Genomic DNA, 20,150 nt, shown 5'->3' on the forward strand with positions numbered 1-20,150 from the left:
GGTCAGAGAATTTCCGGCTCGGGCGCGGAAGCCCCGAACCCGGTTTCCAGAAAATCGAAATCACAGCCTTGGTCTGCCTGCAGGATGTGCTGCGCATAGACCCAGCCATACCCGCGCCCGGCCTTCGCCGCCGGAGCGGCCCAGGCCGCACGGCGACGGGCCAGTTCGTCCTCGGGCACCTCCATGTCAATACGTCCTGCCCGGGCATCGACCGCGATGATGTCGCCGGTCCGCACCAGCGCCAGCGGCCCGCCGACCTGGGCTTCGGGCGAAACATGCAGGATGCAGGCCCCGTAGCTGGTCCCGCTCATGCGGGCGTCCGAAATGCGAACCATGTCGCGCACGCCCTGCTCGAGCAGGTATTTGGGGATCGGCAACATGCCCCATTCCGGCATGCCCGGTCCGCCCTGCGGTCCGGCGCCGCGCATGATCAGCACCGTGTCCGCCGTCACGTTGAGAGTTGGATCGTCGATCCGCGCTTTCATGTCTGCATAGCTGTCGAACACCAGCGCCGGGCCGCGATGGCTAAGCAGGCGCGGATCTGCGGCAGAGGGCTTCATCACCGCACCCTGCGGCGCCAGATTGCCGCGCAACACCGCCATTGCCGGCTCCAGGGACACCGGGTTGTCGAGACTGCGGATGACATCGGGCAGATAGGTTTCAGCGCCGGCGATTTCGGCCCCGAGGCTCTGTCCCGTCACGGTTGCCGCCGTGCCATCCAGCAGGTCTCCCATTTGTGCCATCAATGCCTTCAGCCCGCCGGCATAGAAGAAATCCTCCATCAGGTAACGTTCACCCGAGGGGCGGATATTGGCCAGCACCGGCACGCGATGCCCGGCGGCGTGAAAATCATCAAGCGTCAGCGGGAACCCGGCCCGACGCGACAGGGCGATCAGGTGAATGATGGCATTGGTCGAACATCCCATCGCCATGGCGACACTGAGCGCATTGCCAAACGATGCCCGGCTGAGAATGTTGGAAGGGCGCAGATCCTCGTTGACCATTTCCACAGCGCGGCGTCCGCAGGCCGCGGCCATGCGGATGTGGTTCGCATCCGCCGCGGGAATGGAAGATGAACCGGTCAGGCACAGTCCCAAAGCGTCCGCCAGCGCGGTCATCGTTGCGGCCGTGCCCATCGTCATGCAGTGGCCATAGCTCCGGGCGATACCTGCCTCGACACCCTGCCACTCCTCGATCCCGATCTTGCCGGCACGGCGCTCGTCCCAGTATTTCCACGTGTCCGCGCCCGAACCCAGCACCTCGCCGCGCAGATTGCCCCGCAACATCGGGCCGGCCGGCAGGAAAATGCAGGGCAGATCCATGCTGATCGCTCCCAGCAGCAGCCCCGGTGTTGTCTTGTCGCAGCCACCCATCAGGACAGCCCCATCCACGGGGTGCGAGCGCAGAAGCTCCTCCGTCTCCATCGCCAGAAGATTGCGGTAGAGCATCGTCGTCGGCTTGACGAAATTCTCGCTCAGCGACAGCGCCGGCAGCTCGATCGGAAACCCGCCGGCCTGGAGCACGCCGCGCTTTACGTCTTCCACTCGGCTCCGGAAATGAGCATGGCAGGGATTGATATCCGACCAGGTGTTGACGATGGCTATGACCGGCCGGCCGTGCCAGTCTTCCTTCGAATACCCCATCTGCATGAGCCGGGACCGGTGCCCGAATCCGCGCAGATCGTCCGGTTCGAACCAGCGTGCGGAGCGCAAGTTCCGTTTCATTGTGATGCCGTGACCCCGCCGTCTATGTAGACCACCTGGCCGGTCATGTAGCTGCCCGCCGGAGCGGCCATGGTGATGACTTGGCCCACAACTTCGACCGGGTCTCCGATACGCCCCAAGGGATTTCGCTCGAGCATGAATTTGCGGAATGCCGGATCATCAAGATGCGCGCGGATGCGGTCCGACTGGATGAATGTCGGCGCGACCCCGTTGACTGTGATGCCATAGGGCGCAAGTTCCATGGCATGCTGCTTGACCAGCATCACCAGGCCGCCCTTGGTCGCGCAATAGGCGGAATAGCCCCGGTTGCGCAACGCAAGTTGCGAGCGAACCGACAACAGATGAATCTGCCTCCCGCCGTTGCCGCGTTCGATCTGGTCTCGCGCCACGGCCTGGGCCATGAACATCGCCGATTTGAGATTGGTCTCGTAGACCTCGTCGAATGTCTCTTCGGTAACCTCCAGAATCGATTGTTCACGCTGGATGCCGACGCAATTGACCAGCACGTCGATGCCGCCCATCAGTCCGACAGCCTCGGAGGTGGCGCGCATGATGTCGGCTACATTGCTGGCGTCGAGCGCAATTCCGTGTGCTGTGGCACCGTTGTCTCCCAGGCTCAAGGCCAGTGCTCTGGCCTTGTCAGGCGACGGCCCCGCGATCGTGACGACGGCGCCGCGGCGCGCCATCCCAGTGGCAACCGCTTCACCGATTGCGCCATAGCCACCAGGCACAAAAACCCGCAATCCCTTCACATCGAACAATCGGTCAAGCCGCTCGGTGTCGACTGCGGGTGTGAGGCTTGTTGCCTGATTCATTCTGTGATCTCCAAGCCTGCAGCCTGATAGACGCTTTCCATGAGCCGCAATGTTTCAAGATTGTCGAGCCGATCGGTCTCGAATTCTGTTCCCTGGCGCAGGCCCCGAACGAAGTCCGCCATGATCGTGTCGAAGCACTCCTGGTAGCGGCCAGGCAGATCCACTTCTTCGGCAGTTTCCTCGGCGCCAACCAGGTACGTCTTGTTCAATTCCATAACGATGGTGCCCTTGGCTCCAATCACCTCGAGCCGGTCGCCATGCAGCTCAGGATAGCCCGGCGCGACGAGACAGCCATCCGCCGTCGCGATGAGCCCGTCCCGTCCTTGCAGAAGGATCGCCGCCGTATCCTCCCCCGGCAGTCCTTCAGCCAGTGTGTTCAGCCGTGCCGCGATCACCTTCAACGGCCCGCACAGACAGCGCAGCACATCGAGATGATGGATCATTGTTTCGAAAACCAGATTCCGGCGGAAGCCGGTGAGATAGGGCTGACGCTCGATAAGGAAGGGCACATTGTCTTCGCGCGGGCACAGCCCCGATCCGCGGCAGGAAATCTGCACATGCCGGACCGTGCCGATACGATCTTCGGCAATCCAGCGCCGCACGGTCATGTAGTGGGGCCGGAACCGGTAGTTCTCATGCACCATGAAACGCACCCGCTCACCGACATAGGCGATCAGTTCTTCCGCTTCGGCCACCGTTTCGGTCAACGGTTTCTGGCACATGATATGCACACCATGATCCGCCGCCATCCGCGCAACCGGCGCGTGGGCGCCAACCGAGGCGGCGATGTCCACCGCGTCGAAACCGCCCTGCCTGAACATTTCCGCCGCGTCCGTGTGGAGACGCGTCACCCCGAATTCCGCCCCGCGCGCTTCCGCCTTTGCCAGATCGATATCGCAGAGTGCGACGATCTCAGCACCGGCGGCCTGCCAGGCCCTCAGATGATAAAGGCTGATGAGACCGCAACCCACCAGCGCAACGCGCAAGCCGTCAGTCATGATTGCCTCCGAACCTGCCATAGCCGTAATACCAGACGCTGCCGCCATTCATCGACGTCCGCAGACTGTGGCTGGCGCCGGCCGGGATCTTCACCAGATCCCCCGGACAGCATTGGGCGACTTCTCCGGCAACCTCGATCTCCAATTCGCCTTCGGCGACGACGACGAATTCATCGGTGTCGTGGATGAAATCGGCCCACACCTGACCGGCGGGATCGCGGAAAACGCCGAAGGAAAAATCCGGGAAATCCGCGGCCACGGCATTCTCGGAAACCGGAGGGACGTAGGCGCCCTTTTGAAACACCTTGATCATGCCGCGCACTCCGTCACCAGATCGCCCAGATAGGCACGGGCGGGCTGGTGGGCGAGGAGTGAGGCGTAGTCCGGCAGGGGTGTCACGCTGCCCCTGTTGACGAAGACGAAGCTCTCGCAGATCTCTTCGACGATCTCGAGGTGAAACCGCTCATTGGGGTGAACGCACAGGAACACGAGACGGCCCTCCTCGCGCAGGCGACGAAAGAAATCGAGCATGAAGCCGATATAGCCGTCCTGGGTATTGAACTGCGGTTCGTCAAACAGATGCAGCATCGGATAGTCCGATCCTGCGGGCTCCATCAGCACATTGGGTTTCCAGGACCGGAAATGCCGCACCTGGTAGGACTGGTGATAGTGAATCGCCAGGCGGTCGCGCTGATCGGTCCGAACCCTGTGGATGTTGCGGCCCGAGACTGTCACCTCACCGGAGGTGGGCGCGTTTGACCCGGTAATGAGTTCGAACAAGGTGGTCTTGCCGGATCCGTTCGGACCCATCATTCCCACGATTCCCGGCTTTTCGACGGTGAAATCCGCCGTCAGCCGAAAGGTTGGCGTCCGGTCGAAACGGCTCCTGGTATAGATCTTTTCAAGGTTCCTGACTTCAAGCATCGCGGTCATCGTTCACATCCCGATCAGGCGTCGACGCAGCGGCGCATTGTCCAAAAGCTCTTGTGCGGCCCCTTCGTGAAGGATCCGCCCGCGGTCCATCACGTAGACACGATCGGAAACCTCGAGCGCCGCCAGCGCATTCTGCTCGACGATCAGGCTGGAGATGCCGGCCGCCTTCAACCGCGATACGGTCCGCATCACGTCCTGCACGATTTTCGGAGCGAGCCCCTGGCTTGGCTCATCGAACAGGACAAGTCCGGGAGAGCCGAGCAGCGCCCGGCTGATCGCGACCATCTGCATCTCGCCGCCCGACATGTTCTCGCACTCGCGGTTGAGCAGGTGTTCCAGCGCCGGGAAGATTTCGACCACTTCGGCTTCCGTCCAGCTGCGGAACCGCGTCTTGCGCGTGCCGAGCGCGAGATTGCGCTTTCCGTTCAATGAGGGAAACACGCGGCGGTCATCGGGCACCCAGGAGATCCCGAGCCGCGATATCCGGTGCGTGGGCATATGGGTGAGGTCGTGCCCGTCGAAGCTGATCCGGCCGGACCTCGGATGCGAAAGACCGAGGATCGACCGGATCGTGGTGGTCTTGCCCGCCCCGTTGGGGCCCAGAAGGGTGACAACTTCAGCCGCGCCAACCTCGATGCTGGTGCCAAACAGAGCCTGCGTCTCGCCGTAGAATGTCTCGATGTTTTCGACCTTCAGCATCAGGCCACCTCCCCCAACGCCGAGCGCGCCACCCATTTGTTGGACTGCAATTCTTCAGGCGTGTTTTCGTCGATGACCTGGCCCCAGTGGATCACCGAGATCCGGTCGGCGAGATCGAAGAGAAAACGCATGTCATGCTCGATCAGCACGATGGTGTAGCGGGCGCGAAGCTTGCGGATCAGCACCGCCAGCGCCCGCGTCGCCTCCGTTCCCAGACCAGATGTCGGCTCGTCCAGGAACACGATCCGCGGCTCGGGGGCCAGGGCCACGGCGATCTCGAGCGCCCGGCGTTCGCCGTAGGGAAGCTCCGCCGCCTTTTCCCAGGCACGATGCGCAAGGCCGACCTGGTCGAGCACATCCATTGCCTGGTCGATCAGCTTCGTGTCACTGAAGACGTCGCGCAGCAGGTTCATGCCGTTCCTGCGAAATTGCTTCAGCGCCAGGATGACATTCTCGATCACCACGGTGTCATCGAACAGGTTCATGATCTGGAACGAGCGCGATACGCCAAGCCGGGCGATCTGGTGCGGCTTCCTGCCCGTGATATCCCTGCCGTCGAAGGTGATCCGCCCGCCGTCCGGCCTGTGATGACCGGTCAGAACGTGGAAACAGGTCGTCTTCCCGGCGCCGTTGGGACCCATGATCCCGTGCACGCTGCCTTCCTCGATGGAAAGGCTGATGTTTTCCAGGACCACCCGGGCGCCGAAGCGTTTGCGGAGGTTTTCGGCAACAAAGAGCGCCATGCTCAAGCCTCCTTCCGAACGGGGACCACGCCCGGTGCAGGCTTCTTGCGAAGACGCGCGCCTGCGACATGAATGAGACCGGCAAGCCCCTCCGGGCGAGTCATGACCATGATCACGAACATCAGGCCGAACCACAGCAGCCAGGTTTCTGTAATACCCCCGATAATGTCGCGAGCGACGAAATACAGGATCACGCCGAGCACCGGCCCCCAGAAGCTGACCAGGCCTCCGCCGACCAGCACCATCATGACGATCAGGCCGGACTGGTGCAGGCTCATCACGTCCGGATACGCCCCCTCCTGGGCCATCGAGAACAAGCCGCCGGCAAGCCCGGCAAAAGCTGTCGACAGGATGAAGGTCAGCCATTTGATCAACCAGACATCGTATCCGACAAACCGTGCGCGGGTCTCGTTCTGGCGGATTGCCTGCAAGACCCGCCCGAAAGGGGCATTCACCAGGCGCCAGAGCGCGACGACGACGATCGCCAGGATCGCGGCCACAAACCAGTACAGCGAATAATTGTCAGCGAGGCTGTAGCGGATAGGGCCCACGACAAAGTCCGGCCGCGGAATGCCCAGCAGACCATCCTCTCCGCCCGTAACACCATGCAGCTTGATCGCGCAGAACCAGACGATCTGGCCGAACCCGATGGTCATCAGCGCATAGTAGATCCCGCGACGGTGCGACAGAAAGGCGCCGACGAGGGCTCCGGCCAGGGACGCGGCCAGAATGGCGGCCAGAAGTCCGCCCCAAAGGCTGACCATGACCTCCTGCTGAAACAGGCCAAACGCATAGGCCCCGATCCCGAGATAGGCGCCATGGCCGAAGGAATGCAGACCGATGTAGCCGAAGAGCAGGTTGAACCCGAGCGCGAAGATCAGCCAGATCGCCACCTCGATGCCGAGATACTGATAGAGACCGACAGCCGGCAGCCAGAAAGGCGCGGTGGCCAGCGCCAGCATGAACAGGCCCATGGCCGGGGTCAGCGGCGAACCACCGCGTGCGGAAATGTCGCTGAGTGTGATCATGCGCATGGTCTAGTTCTCCAAGGCGGACTTGCGGCCCAGGAGCCCGCGGGAGCGGAAGCCGACGATTGCGATCAGCAGCAGGTACATCGACAGCATCGACCAGGCAGGCGCGTAGGCACCGGTGATCCCGACCGAGAGGCCAACCAGCAGCGCGGCGAGGACCGCGCCCCAGAAACTGCCGACCCCGCCGATGACGATAATCAGGAATGCGGGAATGATGACATCGATACCGATATGCGGGCGCAGGCCCCAGATTGGCGCCATCACCACCCCGGCCAGGGCGGCAAGCGCAGCGCCGAAGCCAAAGACCAGAAGCCGCAGTTTCGACAGATCGTAACCCAGCGCGCGGACCATTTCGCTGTCATGGGCGCCGGCCTTGATAGTGGCGCCATAAGGTGTCCGCTCAAGGAACAGCCAAACCAGGCCTATGGCGACAATGGCAAACCCCGCGGCAAAGAACTTGTAGGTCGAGAAAATCAGACCACCCATGAAGAACGCTCCGTTGAGAGCCCGTGGAACAGCCAGACTTTGCTCGCCTGTACCCCAGATCAGCCGGATCAGTTCCTCTATGACGAGCGCCGCACCGAATGTCAGAAGCAGACCATAGAGCGGCGGCTTGCCGTAGGTCGGGCGCAGGCAGAGTTCCAGCACCATCCCGACTGATGCCGCCAGAAGCGGGCCGGCCACCACGCCGAGTGCATAGCGCGTGGAGAGAGGCAGTTCACGCCACCAGACACCGAATTCGCTTGAGCCAAACCAGTCGCCGCCAATGGTTGTCATGGCAAGATACGCGCCGAGCGCAAAAAGAGCGCCATGGGCGAGGTTGATCACCTCCATCACGCCCACGATCAACGTGAAGCCAAGCGCAATCAGGGCAAACAGCAAGCCGAGCGTGAGCCCGTTCACAATGTGGGGTATGAGTTCGATCATGAAAATCCTCGCAGGCCTCTTCATCAGGCAGAGAGCATCCGCGCGGCCGGACCGGGCAATTTGCCCACGGGCCAACCGGCCGCGCAGTATTGAGCCGCCTCAGGCGTCAAAGGTCGGCGTATCGTCGTAGCTTTCCAGCTTGCAACTGCCGAGGCTATCCTGGTCACGCACGTCTTCAGGCGCTGAACTGGTCAGGATCTTGAAGAGGTCGTCGTCTTCCGTCGGCGCAGGGTTGCCCGTTGCCAGGTAGATCGACTGCTGGACCTGGTGGGTATTCGGATCGACCACCGCATCGTGGTGCTGCATGCGGCTTTCCGCGGACATCACGTGACCCTCAAGCTGCTTGATCACGGCGATGTTGTTTGTCGTGCCGGCGCGCTCGATGGCTTCGAGCAGGTTCTTCGTGGCCATGTAGCCATTGTAGAAGACATTGCCGGGCACGCGCATCAATGTTTCCGGGTACATCGCCTGATAGCGGCCGACGAACTCCTTAACCCCCGGCAGATCCAGCTTGTAGTACCAGGTGGTGCCGAAAACGCCGAACAGGTTATCGGCGGGCAGACCGTAAATATCCGGCCAGTCCTGCTGGTTGTTGATCCAGGCGATTTTGTCACCCATGCCAAGCTGCGCCACCTGCTGGCGCAGGGCGATCTGGTCGTCACCGCCGACGGCTGCTGCAACCACGTTTGGCTTGGCCTGCTGGATCTTCAGCAACGCCGCGGTGAAATCCCGCGTGCCCTGCGGCACAAGGATCTCGTCGCTCACCGATCCGCCATACTGATCGATAAGCACGCGGGTGGCGCGCGCCGTATCGTGCCCCCAGACATAGTCATTGGTCAGCAGCATGAAGTCGCCGCCATAGGCATCGATGGAGTTCTTGATCGCCGCCTTGGAGAAATTGGCTCCGTTGCCGTCCCAGACGAACTTCACGCGGTGGCAGTTTTCGCCCGATTCCGTCGGCGAGGACGAATTGGTGTTCATGTAGATCACGCCATAGCGCTGCGCCACCTGGCTGATCGCGTTGGCAACGCCCGAACTGACGGCACCGACAAGGAAGCCGCACTCTTCCCGGGTGATCATGCGCTCGGCAACGCGGCTTCCCGTTGCGGCGGTCGTTTCCGTATCGAGGTGGACTGTTTCTATCTTCCGGCCGAGAACTCCGCCAGCGGCGTTCGCCTCTGCGACGGCCATCAGCATGCCGCGGCGATCGGAAGCACCGGAGTTGGCGTATTGCCCGCTGGCATCTGAGGTGAGCCCGAGCCGGATCGGCTTGTCGGTTGCCTGCGCGTAAGCGCGATTGTGTTTCCATGGGCCGCTAAAGGCAGCGAGGCCGCTGACCGCGGCGGCAGAGCGCAGCATGCCGCGGCGCGTAAATTTCGAACTGGACATTCATTCCTCCCAAAAAGCGAGCCCGCACATGACGGGCGAAACAAGGCCTTCCGACACCCTCCCCGAGAAATAGAAAACCTTATCACTGTTGTTAAAAATATTTTCAATTCACGTCAAGGAATTATTTTTCTATCGGATAGAAAGCATTTTCGCCTCCGGAAATCCATGCTATGTGATGCGGCATGATCAAGAAGTCCGAACCCCAACCATCCGAAAGCGGAGAAACATTCGATGCCCTCAGGCAGAGAATCCGCGATCGCTTCCCCACTCTTAGTCCGCATCTGCAGCGGATTGCCCGCGCCTCGCTGGAGGAAACCAACGCCTTCGCGCTCAACACCACACCGGTGATTGCCGCAGAACTTGGCATCCAGCCCTCCACACTGATACGCTTTGCAAAGGAACTCGGCTATTCGGGGTTTTCGGACCTGCAACGCGTCTTCAGGCAGCGCTTGATCGAGGGACAGGTCACTGTCCGCGATGAGGTTCTGGCCCGGGATGAAGCGGCCGCGCCGCCAGATACGCGCGCCACATTTGAAGCTTGCCTGAAGGCCCACACGGAAGCGATTGAGCGTTTGGCGCGTGAATGCGATACCGAAGCGCTGAACCGTGCCATCCAGATCATGCGTCAGGCCGGGCACATCTATGTTGCCGGCCTGCGGCGGTCGCGCCCGATCGCAGATTACTTTCACTACGGAATGATCCGTGGCGAGAAAGCCTGTTCGACGCTGGACTTCTCAGGCGGAATGGCCGGTCCCCAGATCGCCACCATGAGGTCCGGTGACGTTCTCTTCGCCATCGCTTTCCCGCCCTATTCCCAGCCCGTGGTGGATGTCGTGCTTGATGCGCATGTCTCCGGCCGCCGGATCGTCGCCATGACCGACAGCACCGAAAGCCCTCTGGCCACCTACGCTGAGGTGGCATTGCTGCTGGGGGCAGACACCGCAACCCGACTGCAACCGATTTCAGGCGCCGTGGCGCTGGTGCAAACACTCGTGATGGCGATCACCAGGCACTGACAAGCAAGCGGAGCCAAGTGCCATATGCTCAGGCGAGCCGGAACATTGCGCATAAAGTGGACCCTGGCGCTGTTGAAGAAATGCCGATGGCTTATCAGGCGGCATCTCCCGCGTTGATGAACGTCCGGGGAGTAGACGGCGGAGGTAAGCGATCCTCGGCTCGCAAATGGTTGCTTGCGGCAACGTCATAAGCAAGAACAGCCGCAAGGAGACGGACCAGCCACCGCGGCTGACCTTCAGATAAGTGGCATCAATCCACAGGGAGGGCGGATAGCCTTCACCTTGTTGTCGATCTCCTCGCAAAGCCGGGAACTTGGCTCCTGAAGGTGCCGGACATGTCCATGGCCGTCATCAGGTCATCGAACGAGGAAATCGAAACGCCTTCTATGCAAGCTACCAGGACCACTGCCTCAAGGGTATTCTCTGCCATGTAGCGTAAACCTTAGTGCGCCTCGTCAATCGGCCAGCTGAGGCCAGCGGAAACACCACCATCGACACGGATGATCTGTCCGGTCAGGAATGCTGCGGCTGGTGATGCAAGAAAGATGGCAGCCCCCACCAGATCCTCAACCGCGCCCATGCGGCGCAGCGGCGTGACAGTCTGGTTCCACGCCCGCAGATTTGGGGATGACCAGAGTTTCTCCGTCAGATCAGTCAATATGAACCCGGGGGCCAGCCCGTTCACCCGCACACCATGCTTTCCCCATTCCAACGCAAGCGCACGGGTCATGCTGGATAGGCCGGATTTTGACATGCCGTAGGGCGCAACCTGGGACAGTGCGCTGTGGGTCGACAGGCTGTCGATATTGATCTGGTTGCCGCTACCCTGGCGCACCATCTGCCTGCCAACCGCCTGGGCCATGAAGAACGCTCCACGCAGATTGATGTCCATGATCTTATCATACTGCGCCGGCGTGTAATCCAGGGCAGGCATGCGCATGTTGACACCGGCGCAATTGATCAACGTGTCGATACCGCCGCAATCTGCAACCACCGCGTCGACACAGGCGGCGATCGCTTCGGGGTCGGACACGTCGCAGGTCTGGTAGGCCATTGCAAACTTGGTGGATTGCGCGGCTTCGCAGATCGCCGAAAGGGTGGCTTCGTTGCGGCCGGATATGACCACTCGTGCGCCTTCCTGCGCGAAGGCTTCTGCAATCGCCAATCCGATGCCCCTACTACCGCCAGAAACCAGAACCGTGGTGTTTGAAACGTCGAAGCGTTTGCCTGTCATTACCGAAACTCCCTTGGCGAAACACGGGCTGTCGAAAAAAGGGCCGGGATCAGGCTCACCTGTCATTTGAACCAGGCTTGTCGCTGCCGGGCGCAAGCGAGTTGCTTTCAGCTTCCTCAAGCGCGAACGCGACCCTGACGTTGTCTATGGCCAGCCGCAAATGTTCCTTCATAGCCGATGACACCAGTTCCTTGTCGCGACGCCGCAACCCCTCGACAATGCGTCCGTGATCTATCATCGCCGTTTCGCGCGCACTCCGGCGTCGCGCCGATAGAAACCGGGCCCGCCACAGCCGGGCATGAAACTGCTTGTGGGTCTTGATCAGTGCAAGATTTTTGGTTGAAGCGACGATCGCCTCGTGAAACCCCATGTCGACCTTGAAGAACTCGACCGGATCAGGATTGTTCATCGTCCCGAGCATGATCTGGTGCATTCCCTCGATCTCCTCGATCTCTGCCTCGGTCGCCTCGTCACAGGAGCACTCGCCCGCCAGCGCCTCCAGTGCCGACTGCACAAGCAGAAGATGCGTCACATCGAGCAACGATGGCTTAGCAACAACAGGAGTCCTGGCTGGCGCCATTTCGACCAGACCCTCCGCCTCAAGCATCAATAGTGCCTCTCGTAAGGGTGTGCGACTGACGGCCAGAGCTGTGGAGGTTTCTCGTTCGGGAATGCTGTCGCCCGGCTTCAGGTCACCCAGCAAGATCTGCTCTCGCAGAATGTCCGCGACCTGTTCGCCGAGGCTTTGGCGCGCAATGGCCGTCAGTTTGGTGGAAGTCTTTTTTTTCAGTGGCACGGATGGTTCTCACATTTGGCACGGATTTTTTCACCGATCCGATCCTTATCGTGTTTATGCCATATTTGGTATACCAAACTTGACCAACTGGTATAATCTGTATACGTCTACTTTGCGGCCTGCATTTTCACAGGGCTAGGAAATCATTGGAGGGGAATGCAGAGCGTCGCGATCATTTGATTTTTCTGGGAGGAAAAAATGAAAGTTCTATTGCTTGCCGCCGGCACTGCCGCGGCACTCGTGGCGTCGAATGCGTACGCCGCCGATTTCAATCTGCGCATGCAGACACAATACGGCGCCGAAACAGTATCCGGAAAGCTGGCACAGCGCTTCATCGACAATGTCGAAGCCATGTCGGGTGGCCGGGTGGCCATCGAAATGTTCTGGTCCTCATCCGTCGTCGCGACTGTTGAGGGATTCGATGCGGCTGCCAGCGGCATCCTTGATGGGGAAATGCATGGCGGCGCATACCAGACCGGCAAGAACCCGGCTTTCCAGTTTGTTGGCGACCCCATGGGGGGCTACGATACGCCATATGAGCTGTACAGCTTCTTCTATTTTGGCGGAGGCCAGGAAGCCGCTAACGCCCTTTACGAAGCCTACAACATGCACCTCGTTGGCTGGTGGACCGGTGGACAGGAATCGCTGTCTTCCTCCAAGCCGCTTCGAGGTCCTGAAGATCTCAAGGGCTGGAAGTTCCGTTCGCCTCCAGGTCTGGAAACCGAGATCTTCGCCGAACTCGGAGCTTCCCCTATCGTCATGGACTTCACCGAAGTGTTTACATCGCTGGAGACGGGCATCATCGACGGTGCGGATGCGTCAAGCCTTGCCAACAATGTCGGTCTCGGCCTCTACGATCTGGTAAACCACGCGACCTATCCGGGTTTCCATTCGATGCCGGTCGATCATGTGACGTTCAATCTCGATGTCTGGAACAGCTTCCCGGACGACATCAAGGCAATCTTCGAGGTCGCCACACAGGCACTTGCCCTGCAAACTGCCATGACCATCGACGTCGCCAACGCGGAAGCTGCAACCAAGCTCAAGCAACAAGGCGTCAATCTGTACGACTGGTCGGCTGAAGATCGCGCGGCGTTCCGTGCAGGCGCACAGCGCGCCTGGGATGGCTGGGCTGACAAGACTCCGGAAGCCAAGGCCCTGGTCGAAGCGCACCGCACCTTCCTGCGCCAAACCGGCAAGATCGAGTAAGCTCCGGCGCACTTGAACTCAAGGCAGGCAACGAGCCCCTCGGGGCTCGTTGCCGCATAGTGGCAGCTTCACAAGGGGGGCGGCATCAATGGCTGATAATGCTGAAAGTTTGTGGCTAGGACCTGCGCGCAGGCCGATGTACTGGATAATGGCAACGAGCCTATCTGCAACTGTCGCCCTGTCCGCGATGCTGATCCTGGGCCAGTTCTTCTTCGAACTTGATACAAACATGAGGGATTTTCTCTCGCCGGCGGAAGCTCCCTTCGTGCTGGTGACGATGGTCGCCGGCGCCGTCGCCCTGTTTTCAGCCAGCGTCTACCTGTCCGATACATGCGGCGCCATTGAACAGCAGCCTTCGGGGTTTTTCGATATCGTCAGCCTGATCTGCTCCCGCCTGTCGATGATCGGCACGACGGCTGTCGTTCTGGTGATGTTTTTTGAAGTGGTGTCGCGCTACCTGTTCGAAAAACCCACCTTGTGGGCCAATGAATTATCGTTGTGGATGGCCGGATTCCTGTTTCTGCTTGCGGGCCTCTATGCCATGCAGCAGCGCAGTCACATCCGCATATATGTCGTCTACGACCTCTTTCCCCGCTGGTTGCAGAAGCTGTCCGACATCACATCGGTCCTGCTGATCTGGGTTTTCACCTTCCTGCTGATCTGGGGCGGCTACAACGAGGCGCGCGACAAGTTCCTGCGCTGGGAAACCTTCGGGACCGCCTGGGATCCTCCGCTCCCCGCGACCATCAAACCCGCCATCCTGATTGTCATGGCGCTGGTGGCAATTCAGGCGCTGTCCAACCTGATCGCGGATTGGAACAAGATGCCCGAGCATCATTCACCCCTCGACGAGATCGACGAGGTGGAAATCCAGAACATCCGCAAGAGCATCAAGGAATAGTCCGATGGATATGGGAACGCTGTCTTTGATTCTGCTGGTCGCACTGTTTGCACTACTTGCAATGGGCATGCCGTTGGGCTTTGCATCGGCCGCATTGGCCTGTGCGGTTCTGGTGATGAAATTTGGACCCGATCTTCTCTTCCGCGACTTCGGGCGCGGGCCATTGGCCGTGGTCGCCCAGGCTGTCTACCGGCAGATGACCAATTATGTCCTGATCTCGGTGCCATTGTTCATCTTCATGGCAGCGCTGCTTGAACGAAGCGGCATCGCCAAGGATATGTATTCATCACTGAATGTCTGGCTGAGCCGCACCCGCGGTGGCATTGCCATCGTCACCTCGATCATGGCTGTGATCATGGCGACAATGTCCGGCATTATCGGCGGTGAGGTTGTTCTGCTGGGGCTGATCGCCCTGCCACAGATGCTGCGGCTCGGTTACAACCAGAATCTGGCGATCGGCACCATCTGCGCCAGCGGGTCGCTTGGAACCATGATCCCGCCCTCCATCGTCTTGATTTTCTACGGTCTTGTCACGGAAACCTCAATCAAGGCTTTGTTCACGGCCTCGTTCCTGCCCGGCTTCATGCTGGCGTCCTTCTTCATCATCTACATCATTATCAGAACACAGTTGCACCCAGATGAGGCCCCGCTTCCCGAACCTGATCCCGACGATCCACCATTTCAGGAAAAGGCGATTTATTTCGCCGGTTTCCTGACTGTTCTGACAATGGGCGCGACCGTGCTCCTGCTGGTCCGGGCCCTGATTTCCACTGCAGCCGGAGCGGATGTCGACGAAGATGGCATGGTGCAAACCGCCGGAATGACATCCAACGTGAGCTTCCTGATTGGTGTCCTGATCGTCTGCGCGCTGCTTGTCCAGTTCGTGATCGGTCGCGAGAGAGTCCGCACCGGCTGGGAAATGGGAAAGGGACTGGTCGCACCATTGATCGTCATCGGCGTCGTACTGGGATCGATATATGGCGGCGTGACCGGCATTACCGAGGCTGCGGCCATGGGAGTGGTCGCAGTCTTCCTGATAACCCTGGCGCGTGGCGAAATGAGCTTCGATATTGTCTGGGTGTCGCTGATGCGTACCATGAAATCCACCGGAACCATCATCTGGGTGACTGTCGGAGCTGCGGCACTGGCAGCGTCCTATACGCTCGCCGGCGGTCCAACCTATGTCGCCAATCTCATTGTCGATGCCGAGCTTCCGACCATGGGCGTCATCATGGTGATGATGCTGGTCTTTCTGATCATGGGAATGTTCATGGACTGGATCGGCATCGTCTTGCTGATCATGCCGGTCTTCCTACCGATCGTGCTGGCACTTCCGCCCGACGAACTGGGCTTCTTCGGCAACATCGAGCCCAAATACATCGCCATCTGGTTCGGAGTGCTGTTCACGATGAACATGCAGGTCAGCTTTCTGACGCCTCCCTTCGGGCCGGCCGCGTTTTATCTGAAGTCGGTCGCCCCGCCGCACATTACCCTGACGGATATTTTCAAGGGCTTCCTGCCATTCATCGGCATTCAGCTGTTGGCGCTGCTGGTGCTGTTGCTGTGGCCGAACATTGTGACGTTCTTCCTCTAGGAAGGATCGCTCTTCACTTTGCCTCAGCGTCTCGGCAGCACGCTGCCGAGACCGTTCGCGAGCAGGCCAGCCGCGCGCCCACACGCCAATTCAGGCGCGCAATCAAGTCTCCTTCGCTCATCCCGGACTCGGCGAAAACGGGGTTGATAGCAGCCTTCAGACGAGACCGCGTTGCACCAGATTGCGCATGAGATGGCTGGCGCCGAAGGTCCAGGGCGGACACTGGCTGCACAGGCGCACCGTGTTTTGCAAGGTTCCAAGCTTGGCGTTGGTGACCTCAACCCGGTCACCGATCTGATGCGTGAAGCCCATTCCAGGAACATCACGGTCCTGGACGGGCGCGAAAAGCGTTCCCAGAAACAGCATGAACCCGTCCGGATACTGATGGTTCTCGCCGATGGTTTGCGCGACCAGATCCGTGGGGTCTCGGCTGATCATCCGCATGCTGGAGTGACCGGACAGCAGATAGCCATCGGCTCCCGTGACCGTCAGCTGCAGTTCGGCGCTGCGGACATCATCAAGCCCGAACGTGGAATCGAACAGCCGTATCAACGGGCCGATGGCGCAGGATGCATTGTTGTCCTTGGCCTTGCCCAAAAGCAGCGCTGACAGCCCCTCGAAATCTCTCAGGTTCACATCATTGCCAAGCGAAGCTCCGACGATATCCCCCCGGGAGTTGACCGCAAGCACCACTTCCGGTTCCGGGTTGTTCCAAAGGGATTGAGAATGGACTCCAACATCACAAAGCGTCCCGACAGCCGACATCGGCTGCGATTTTGTGAACACCTCTGCAAAGGGCCCAATCCCGACTTCGAGGTACTGAGACCACAGACCTTCCTTGATCAGCGCCTGCTTCGCCAGCTGCGCCTTTTCAGATCCGGGCACAACCTCACTCAGGCTTGCCCCGATATCGGCTCCAATCCGCTGACGCAGTTCATTGGCCTTGGCCGGGTCGCCGCCCGCGCGCTCCTCGATCACACGCTCAACCATGGATTCGGCAAAGGTCACGCCGCACGCCTTGATCGACTGCAGATCACTCGGTGCAAGCAGTCTGACATCCGGGTGGCGTTCCAGTTCGGCAATGGCGCAAACAACACGACCCTTCGCATTGCTGACAAAGTCCGCCGGGTTTTCAGTTTCGCATACATCCCGGGTGGTGGGGGCGAGCCGGCTGGTAATGTCGATCAGGTATCCGTCGCGGACTGTCACAACGCAGGGTCCCCCTTCGCTATCAATCCATGCGCGGCCAAGATATGTTCCGGTTTCCGTGTTCTCAAGCATCTGCGACACTCCCTAGTGATTGTCCCGTGGCGTCGATTTCCGAGCGATCGCCTGAAAATCCGTCGCACCGCGCAGCACCATACCTTCGGAGAACGGCTCAACCAGGTCACGGAAATATCTCTGCCAGGGCGACTGGCTCTTCGGGACGGGGTATCCGCCACTCGCGGCAAGATCGACCGCTCTTTGCGCCCATTCTGCCGCAGGCACCAAGGCATCAACCTGGCATTTGTTGAGGTCGATCCGGATGGAATCACCGGTTCTCAGCAGGGCCAGCCCGCCGCCCGCCGCCGCCTCTGGCGAGGCATTCAGGATTGACGGGGAGGCAGATGTGCCCGATTGCCGTCCGTCACCAATGCAGGGCAAGGAGGTGATGCCCCTTTTGAGCAGGTAGCCGGGCGGCCGCATGTTCACCACTTCCGCTCCTCCCGGATAGCCCAGAGGGCCGGCGCCGCGCATCACCAGAATGCAATTCTCATCCACTTTGAGCGCCGGATCATCGATCGTGGCGTTGTATTGTTCGGGACCGTCAAAAACGACAGCCCGTCCGACAAAAGCACCCGGGTGCGTCCTGTCCGACAAATACCGCTGTCGGAATTCAGGCGATATCACCGATGTTTTCATGATTGCGCTGTCGAACAGGTTGCCTTTCATGTTGAGGAAGCCGGCATTTGCCAGCATCGGATTTCCGGTCGGGAAAATCACCTCCTTGTTCTCGCTGAGGCGGTTGCTGCAATTCTCTCCGATCGTGCGCCCGTTCACGGTCATCACATCCGGGTTGGGCAACATGTTTGCGTCCATCAACTCCCCGATGACCGCAGGAACTCCACCGGCTCGGTGAAAATCCTCACCGAGATAGGCGCCAGCGGGTTGCATGTTGGCCAGCAAGGGAACGTGATAGCCGAACGCCTGCCAATCATCATTGCAAAGCGGTACACCGATATGCCGGGCAATCGCATTGATGTGGATCGGGGCGTTCGTTGAACCGCCCAACGCCGAATTGACCGCGATGGCGTTTTCAAATGCCGGACGGGTCATGATATCGGAAGGTTTGAGATCCTCCCACACCATCTCGACGATGCGCTGGCCGGTAGCATAGGCCATCTGGCCTCGCTCGCGGTAGGGCGCGGGAATCGCAGCCGATCCGGGCAGCTGCATGCCCAGCGCTTCAGCCAGCGAGTTCATCGTCGAGGCCGTTCCCATCGTATTGCAGTACCCGACCGACGGCGCCGAGGACGTTACCAGGTCTGCAAACTGCTCGTCATCGATCTTGCCTTCCGCATGCAACTCCCGGGCTCTCCATACGATGGTGCCCGATCCGGTCAGCTCGTTGCGGAAATAACCGTTCAGCATCGGGCCGACAGAGAACGCAATTGCTGGAATATCGACCGTCGCAGCTGCCATCAGCAGCGCGGGCGTGGTCTTGTCACAGCCGATGGTCAACACGACGCCATCGATCGGGTAACCGTACAGGGCCTCTACCAGACCCAGATATGCAAGGTTCCGGTCGAGCATCGCAGTCGGGCGTTTGCCCGTTTCCTGAATAGGGTGCACCGGAATCTCGAAAGGCACGCCGCCGCTGGAAATGATTCCGTCCCGGACGCGCTTTGCCAGCTCCACATGATGCCGGTTGCACGGAGAGAGATCAGAGCCTGTCTGGGCTATCCCGATAATCGGTTTTCCTGACTGCAGTTCTGCGCGTGTCAGACCGTAATTGACATAGCGCTCGACATATAGCGCAGTCATTTCGGGATTATCGGGATTGGAGAACCAGAGCCGTGAACGCAACGCGTCAGCTGTTTTCCGCTTTGACATATTCTTCCTCTTTCATACGCTGTTTGAGGTCGCGGACCCATTGCCGCCCATAGGGACCATTGCTCATCTCCTCGGTGTTCGAGCAGACCGTTCGCTCTCAGTTCCTGGATGCTTGTGTGCACACATCGAGCCGTGACCTCAGAGGCCCCGCGCATTGACGTAAATGGAATAGACAGACGTGGTTGCGCAAATCGCGAGCCGGTTCCGCTTGGGCCCGAAAAAGCAGACATTCGCCACCACTTCGGGAACGAGAATTTTTCCAAGCAATTCACCACTTGGCGAGAAGCAATGCACGCCGTCGGCAGCGGAGGACCACAAGTTGCCATTGGTATCAACGCGGAAGCCATCAAAAAGACCGCTTTCCGAAACGGCGACATCGTGACCTTCGCCAATCATTTCGCCATCGGCCGAGATCGGGTAAGCCCTTATCTTCGGTTTGCAGTCGGGCTGATGGGTGAACCCTGTATCGGAGACATACAGCAGCCGCTCGTCAACCGAAAACGCCAATCCGTTCGGCTGCACCATATCGGTAACGACCGCATCAATCGTGCCATCAAGATTTATCCGGTAGACATTGCTGGCGCCAATCTCCGACACTGCGACATTGCCTTCATAGTCACTGTCAATTCCGTAGGTCGGATCGCTGAACCAGATCGTTCCATCCGATTTCACCACAACATCATTTGGAGAATTAAGCTGCTTGCCTGAAAAGCGACCAGCAAGAACGTGACGGGTCCCGTCGTAATCGATCCGGCTGACGGCTCTCCCTCCATGTTCGCAGCTGATCAAGCGGCCGGCGCCATCTACCGTATGTCCGTTATGATTGAGACAGGGTTGCTCCAAAACCGAAACCGAGCCATCAGCTTCATCCCACCGCATGACCCGGTCGTTGGGAATGTCGGACCAGACAAGGTATCTCCCGGCCGCCAGATAGGCTGGCCCTTCGCACCATCGCCCTCCAGTCCACAGCGTATCAAGCCGGGCATGGCTGTGGGTCAGCTGGGCAAAGCGATCATCACGAACATCATAAAGCAATGACATCATCTCC

The 20,150-nt window shown here is 59.9% G+C and carries 19 protein-coding genes; 4 read left to right on the top strand and 15 right to left on the bottom strand.

Translation table 11 applies throughout. The features are described from left to right. Positions 1-2: 2 nt before the first annotated feature. From araD to SPHINGO391_RS20250, 10 genes are all read right to left on the bottom strand, one after another. Entirely contained in the window at positions 3-1,724 is a 1,722-nt protein-coding gene (araD, locus tag SPHINGO391_RS20205; RefSeq protein WP_152010530.1) for an L-arabinonate dehydratase, read from the bottom strand. Continuing rightward, positions 1,721-2,539 carry an SDR family oxidoreductase gene (locus SPHINGO391_RS20210; RefSeq protein ID WP_152010531.1) on the bottom strand — a complete coding sequence of 273 codons (819 nt, stop codon included), beginning with the start codon at positions 2,537-2,539 and terminating at the stop codon, positions 1,721-1,723. The genes araD and SPHINGO391_RS20210 overlap by 4 nt, the downstream gene beginning before the upstream one ends. After that, positions 2,536-3,537 (bottom strand): Gfo/Idh/MocA family oxidoreductase, encoded by a 1,002-nt coding sequence (locus tag SPHINGO391_RS20215; RefSeq protein ID WP_193217353.1) that lies wholly within the window; start codon positions 3,535-3,537, stop codon positions 2,536-2,538. Before SPHINGO391_RS20215 ends, SPHINGO391_RS20210 begins: the two co-directional genes overlap by 4 nt. Then, entirely contained in the window at positions 3,530-3,850 is a 321-nt protein-coding gene (locus SPHINGO391_RS20220; protein WP_152010533.1) for a cupin domain-containing protein, read from the bottom strand. Before SPHINGO391_RS20220 ends, SPHINGO391_RS20215 begins: the two co-directional genes overlap by 8 nt. Beyond that, the gene (locus tag SPHINGO391_RS20225; protein ID WP_152010534.1) at positions 3,847-4,470 is read right to left on the bottom strand and encodes an ATP-binding cassette domain-containing protein; all 624 of its coding nucleotides are present in this window, start codon (positions 4,468-4,470) and stop codon (positions 3,847-3,849) included. The genes SPHINGO391_RS20220 and SPHINGO391_RS20225 overlap by 4 nt, the downstream gene beginning before the upstream one ends. A 3-nt stretch (positions 4,471-4,473) precedes the next feature. Next, positions 4,474-5,169, bottom strand: a complete 696-nt coding sequence (locus SPHINGO391_RS20230) for an ABC transporter ATP-binding protein (protein WP_193217354.1) — start codon at positions 5,167-5,169, stop codon at positions 4,474-4,476. After that, positions 5,169-5,912, bottom strand: coding sequence for an ABC transporter ATP-binding protein (locus SPHINGO391_RS20235; protein WP_152010535.1), 744 nt, complete (start codon positions 5,910-5,912; stop codon positions 5,169-5,171). Before SPHINGO391_RS20235 ends, SPHINGO391_RS20230 begins: the two co-directional genes overlap by 1 nt. A gap of 2 nt (positions 5,913-5,914) precedes the next feature. Continuing rightward, positions 5,915-6,946, bottom strand: coding sequence for a branched-chain amino acid ABC transporter permease (locus SPHINGO391_RS20240; protein ID WP_244615280.1), 1,032 nt, complete (start codon positions 6,944-6,946; stop codon positions 5,915-5,917). 3 nt (positions 6,947-6,949) lie between these two features. Beyond that, positions 6,950-7,870 (bottom strand): branched-chain amino acid ABC transporter permease, encoded by a 921-nt coding sequence (locus tag SPHINGO391_RS20245; RefSeq protein ID WP_152010536.1) that lies wholly within the window; start codon positions 7,868-7,870, stop codon positions 6,950-6,952. A gap of 99 nt (positions 7,871-7,969) precedes the next feature. After that, complete coding sequence (locus SPHINGO391_RS20250; RefSeq protein ID WP_152010537.1) at positions 7,970-9,259, bottom strand: ABC transporter substrate-binding protein; 1,290 nt, start codon at positions 9,257-9,259, stop codon at positions 7,970-7,972. Between the two features lie 182 nt (positions 9,260-9,441). On the opposite strand from SPHINGO391_RS20250, the gene SPHINGO391_RS20255 reads away from it, so the two are divergent. Continuing rightward, complete coding sequence (locus tag SPHINGO391_RS20255) at positions 9,442-10,275, top strand: MurR/RpiR family transcriptional regulator (RefSeq protein WP_152010538.1); 834 nt, start codon at positions 9,442-9,444, stop codon at positions 10,273-10,275. Between the two features lie 442 nt (positions 10,276-10,717). Here the strand turns inward: SPHINGO391_RS20255 and SPHINGO391_RS20260 are convergent, their stop codons facing one another. Together SPHINGO391_RS20260 and SPHINGO391_RS20265 are read right to left on the bottom strand one after the other, a co-directional pair. Next, a complete protein-coding gene (locus tag SPHINGO391_RS20260) occupies positions 10,718-11,509 on the bottom strand; it encodes an SDR family oxidoreductase (protein ID WP_193217355.1) in 792 nt (263 codons plus the stop codon). A gap of 55 nt (positions 11,510-11,564) precedes the next feature. Further along, a complete protein-coding gene (locus SPHINGO391_RS20265) occupies positions 11,565-12,305 on the bottom strand; it encodes a GntR family transcriptional regulator (protein WP_152010540.1) in 741 nt (246 codons plus the stop codon). A 198-nt stretch (positions 12,306-12,503) separates the two neighbouring features. Here SPHINGO391_RS20265 and SPHINGO391_RS20270 point away from each other — a divergent pair, with 198 nt between their 5' ends. The 3 genes from SPHINGO391_RS20270 (at position 12,504) to SPHINGO391_RS20280 (ending at position 16,009) form a co-directional block, all read left to right on the top strand. Then, entirely contained in the window at positions 12,504-13,514 is a 1,011-nt protein-coding gene (locus SPHINGO391_RS20270; RefSeq protein ID WP_152010541.1) for a TRAP transporter substrate-binding protein, read from the top strand. A 148-nt stretch (positions 13,515-13,662) separates the two neighbouring features. Then, positions 13,663-14,415 carry a TRAP transporter small permease gene (locus SPHINGO391_RS20275; protein WP_244615282.1) on the top strand — a complete coding sequence of 251 codons (753 nt, stop codon included), beginning with the start codon at positions 13,663-13,665 and terminating at the stop codon, positions 14,413-14,415. Between the two features lie 4 nt (positions 14,416-14,419). Then, positions 14,420-16,009 carry a TRAP transporter large permease subunit gene (locus SPHINGO391_RS20280; RefSeq protein WP_152010543.1) on the top strand — a complete coding sequence of 530 codons (1,590 nt, stop codon included), beginning with the start codon at positions 14,420-14,422 and terminating at the stop codon, positions 16,007-16,009. A 156-nt stretch (positions 16,010-16,165) separates the two neighbouring features. Here the strand turns inward: SPHINGO391_RS20280 and SPHINGO391_RS20285 are convergent, their stop codons facing one another. The 3 genes from SPHINGO391_RS20285 to SPHINGO391_RS20295 all read right to left on the bottom strand — a co-directional run bounded on the left by SPHINGO391_RS20285 (position 16,166) and on the right by SPHINGO391_RS20295 (position 20,143). Further along, a complete protein-coding gene (locus SPHINGO391_RS20285) occupies positions 16,166-17,290 on the bottom strand; it encodes a fumarylacetoacetate hydrolase family protein (protein WP_152010544.1) in 1,125 nt (374 codons plus the stop codon). Positions 17,291-17,302: 12 nt separating this feature from the next. After that, positions 17,303-19,102 (bottom strand): IlvD/Edd family dehydratase, encoded by a 1,800-nt coding sequence (locus tag SPHINGO391_RS20290; protein ID WP_152010545.1) that lies wholly within the window; start codon positions 19,100-19,102, stop codon positions 17,303-17,305. Positions 19,103-19,240: 138 nt separating this feature from the next. Further along, the gene (locus SPHINGO391_RS20295; RefSeq protein WP_152011654.1) at positions 19,241-20,143 is read right to left on the bottom strand and encodes an SMP-30/gluconolactonase/LRE family protein; all 903 of its coding nucleotides are present in this window, start codon (positions 20,141-20,143) and stop codon (positions 19,241-19,243) included. Positions 20,144-20,150: the final 7 nt, after the last annotated feature.

This window comes from Hoeflea sp. EC-HK425, from assembly GCF_902498795.1.
Classification (GTDB): domain Bacteria; phylum Pseudomonadota; class Alphaproteobacteria; order Rhizobiales; family Rhizobiaceae; genus Hoeflea; species Hoeflea alexandrii.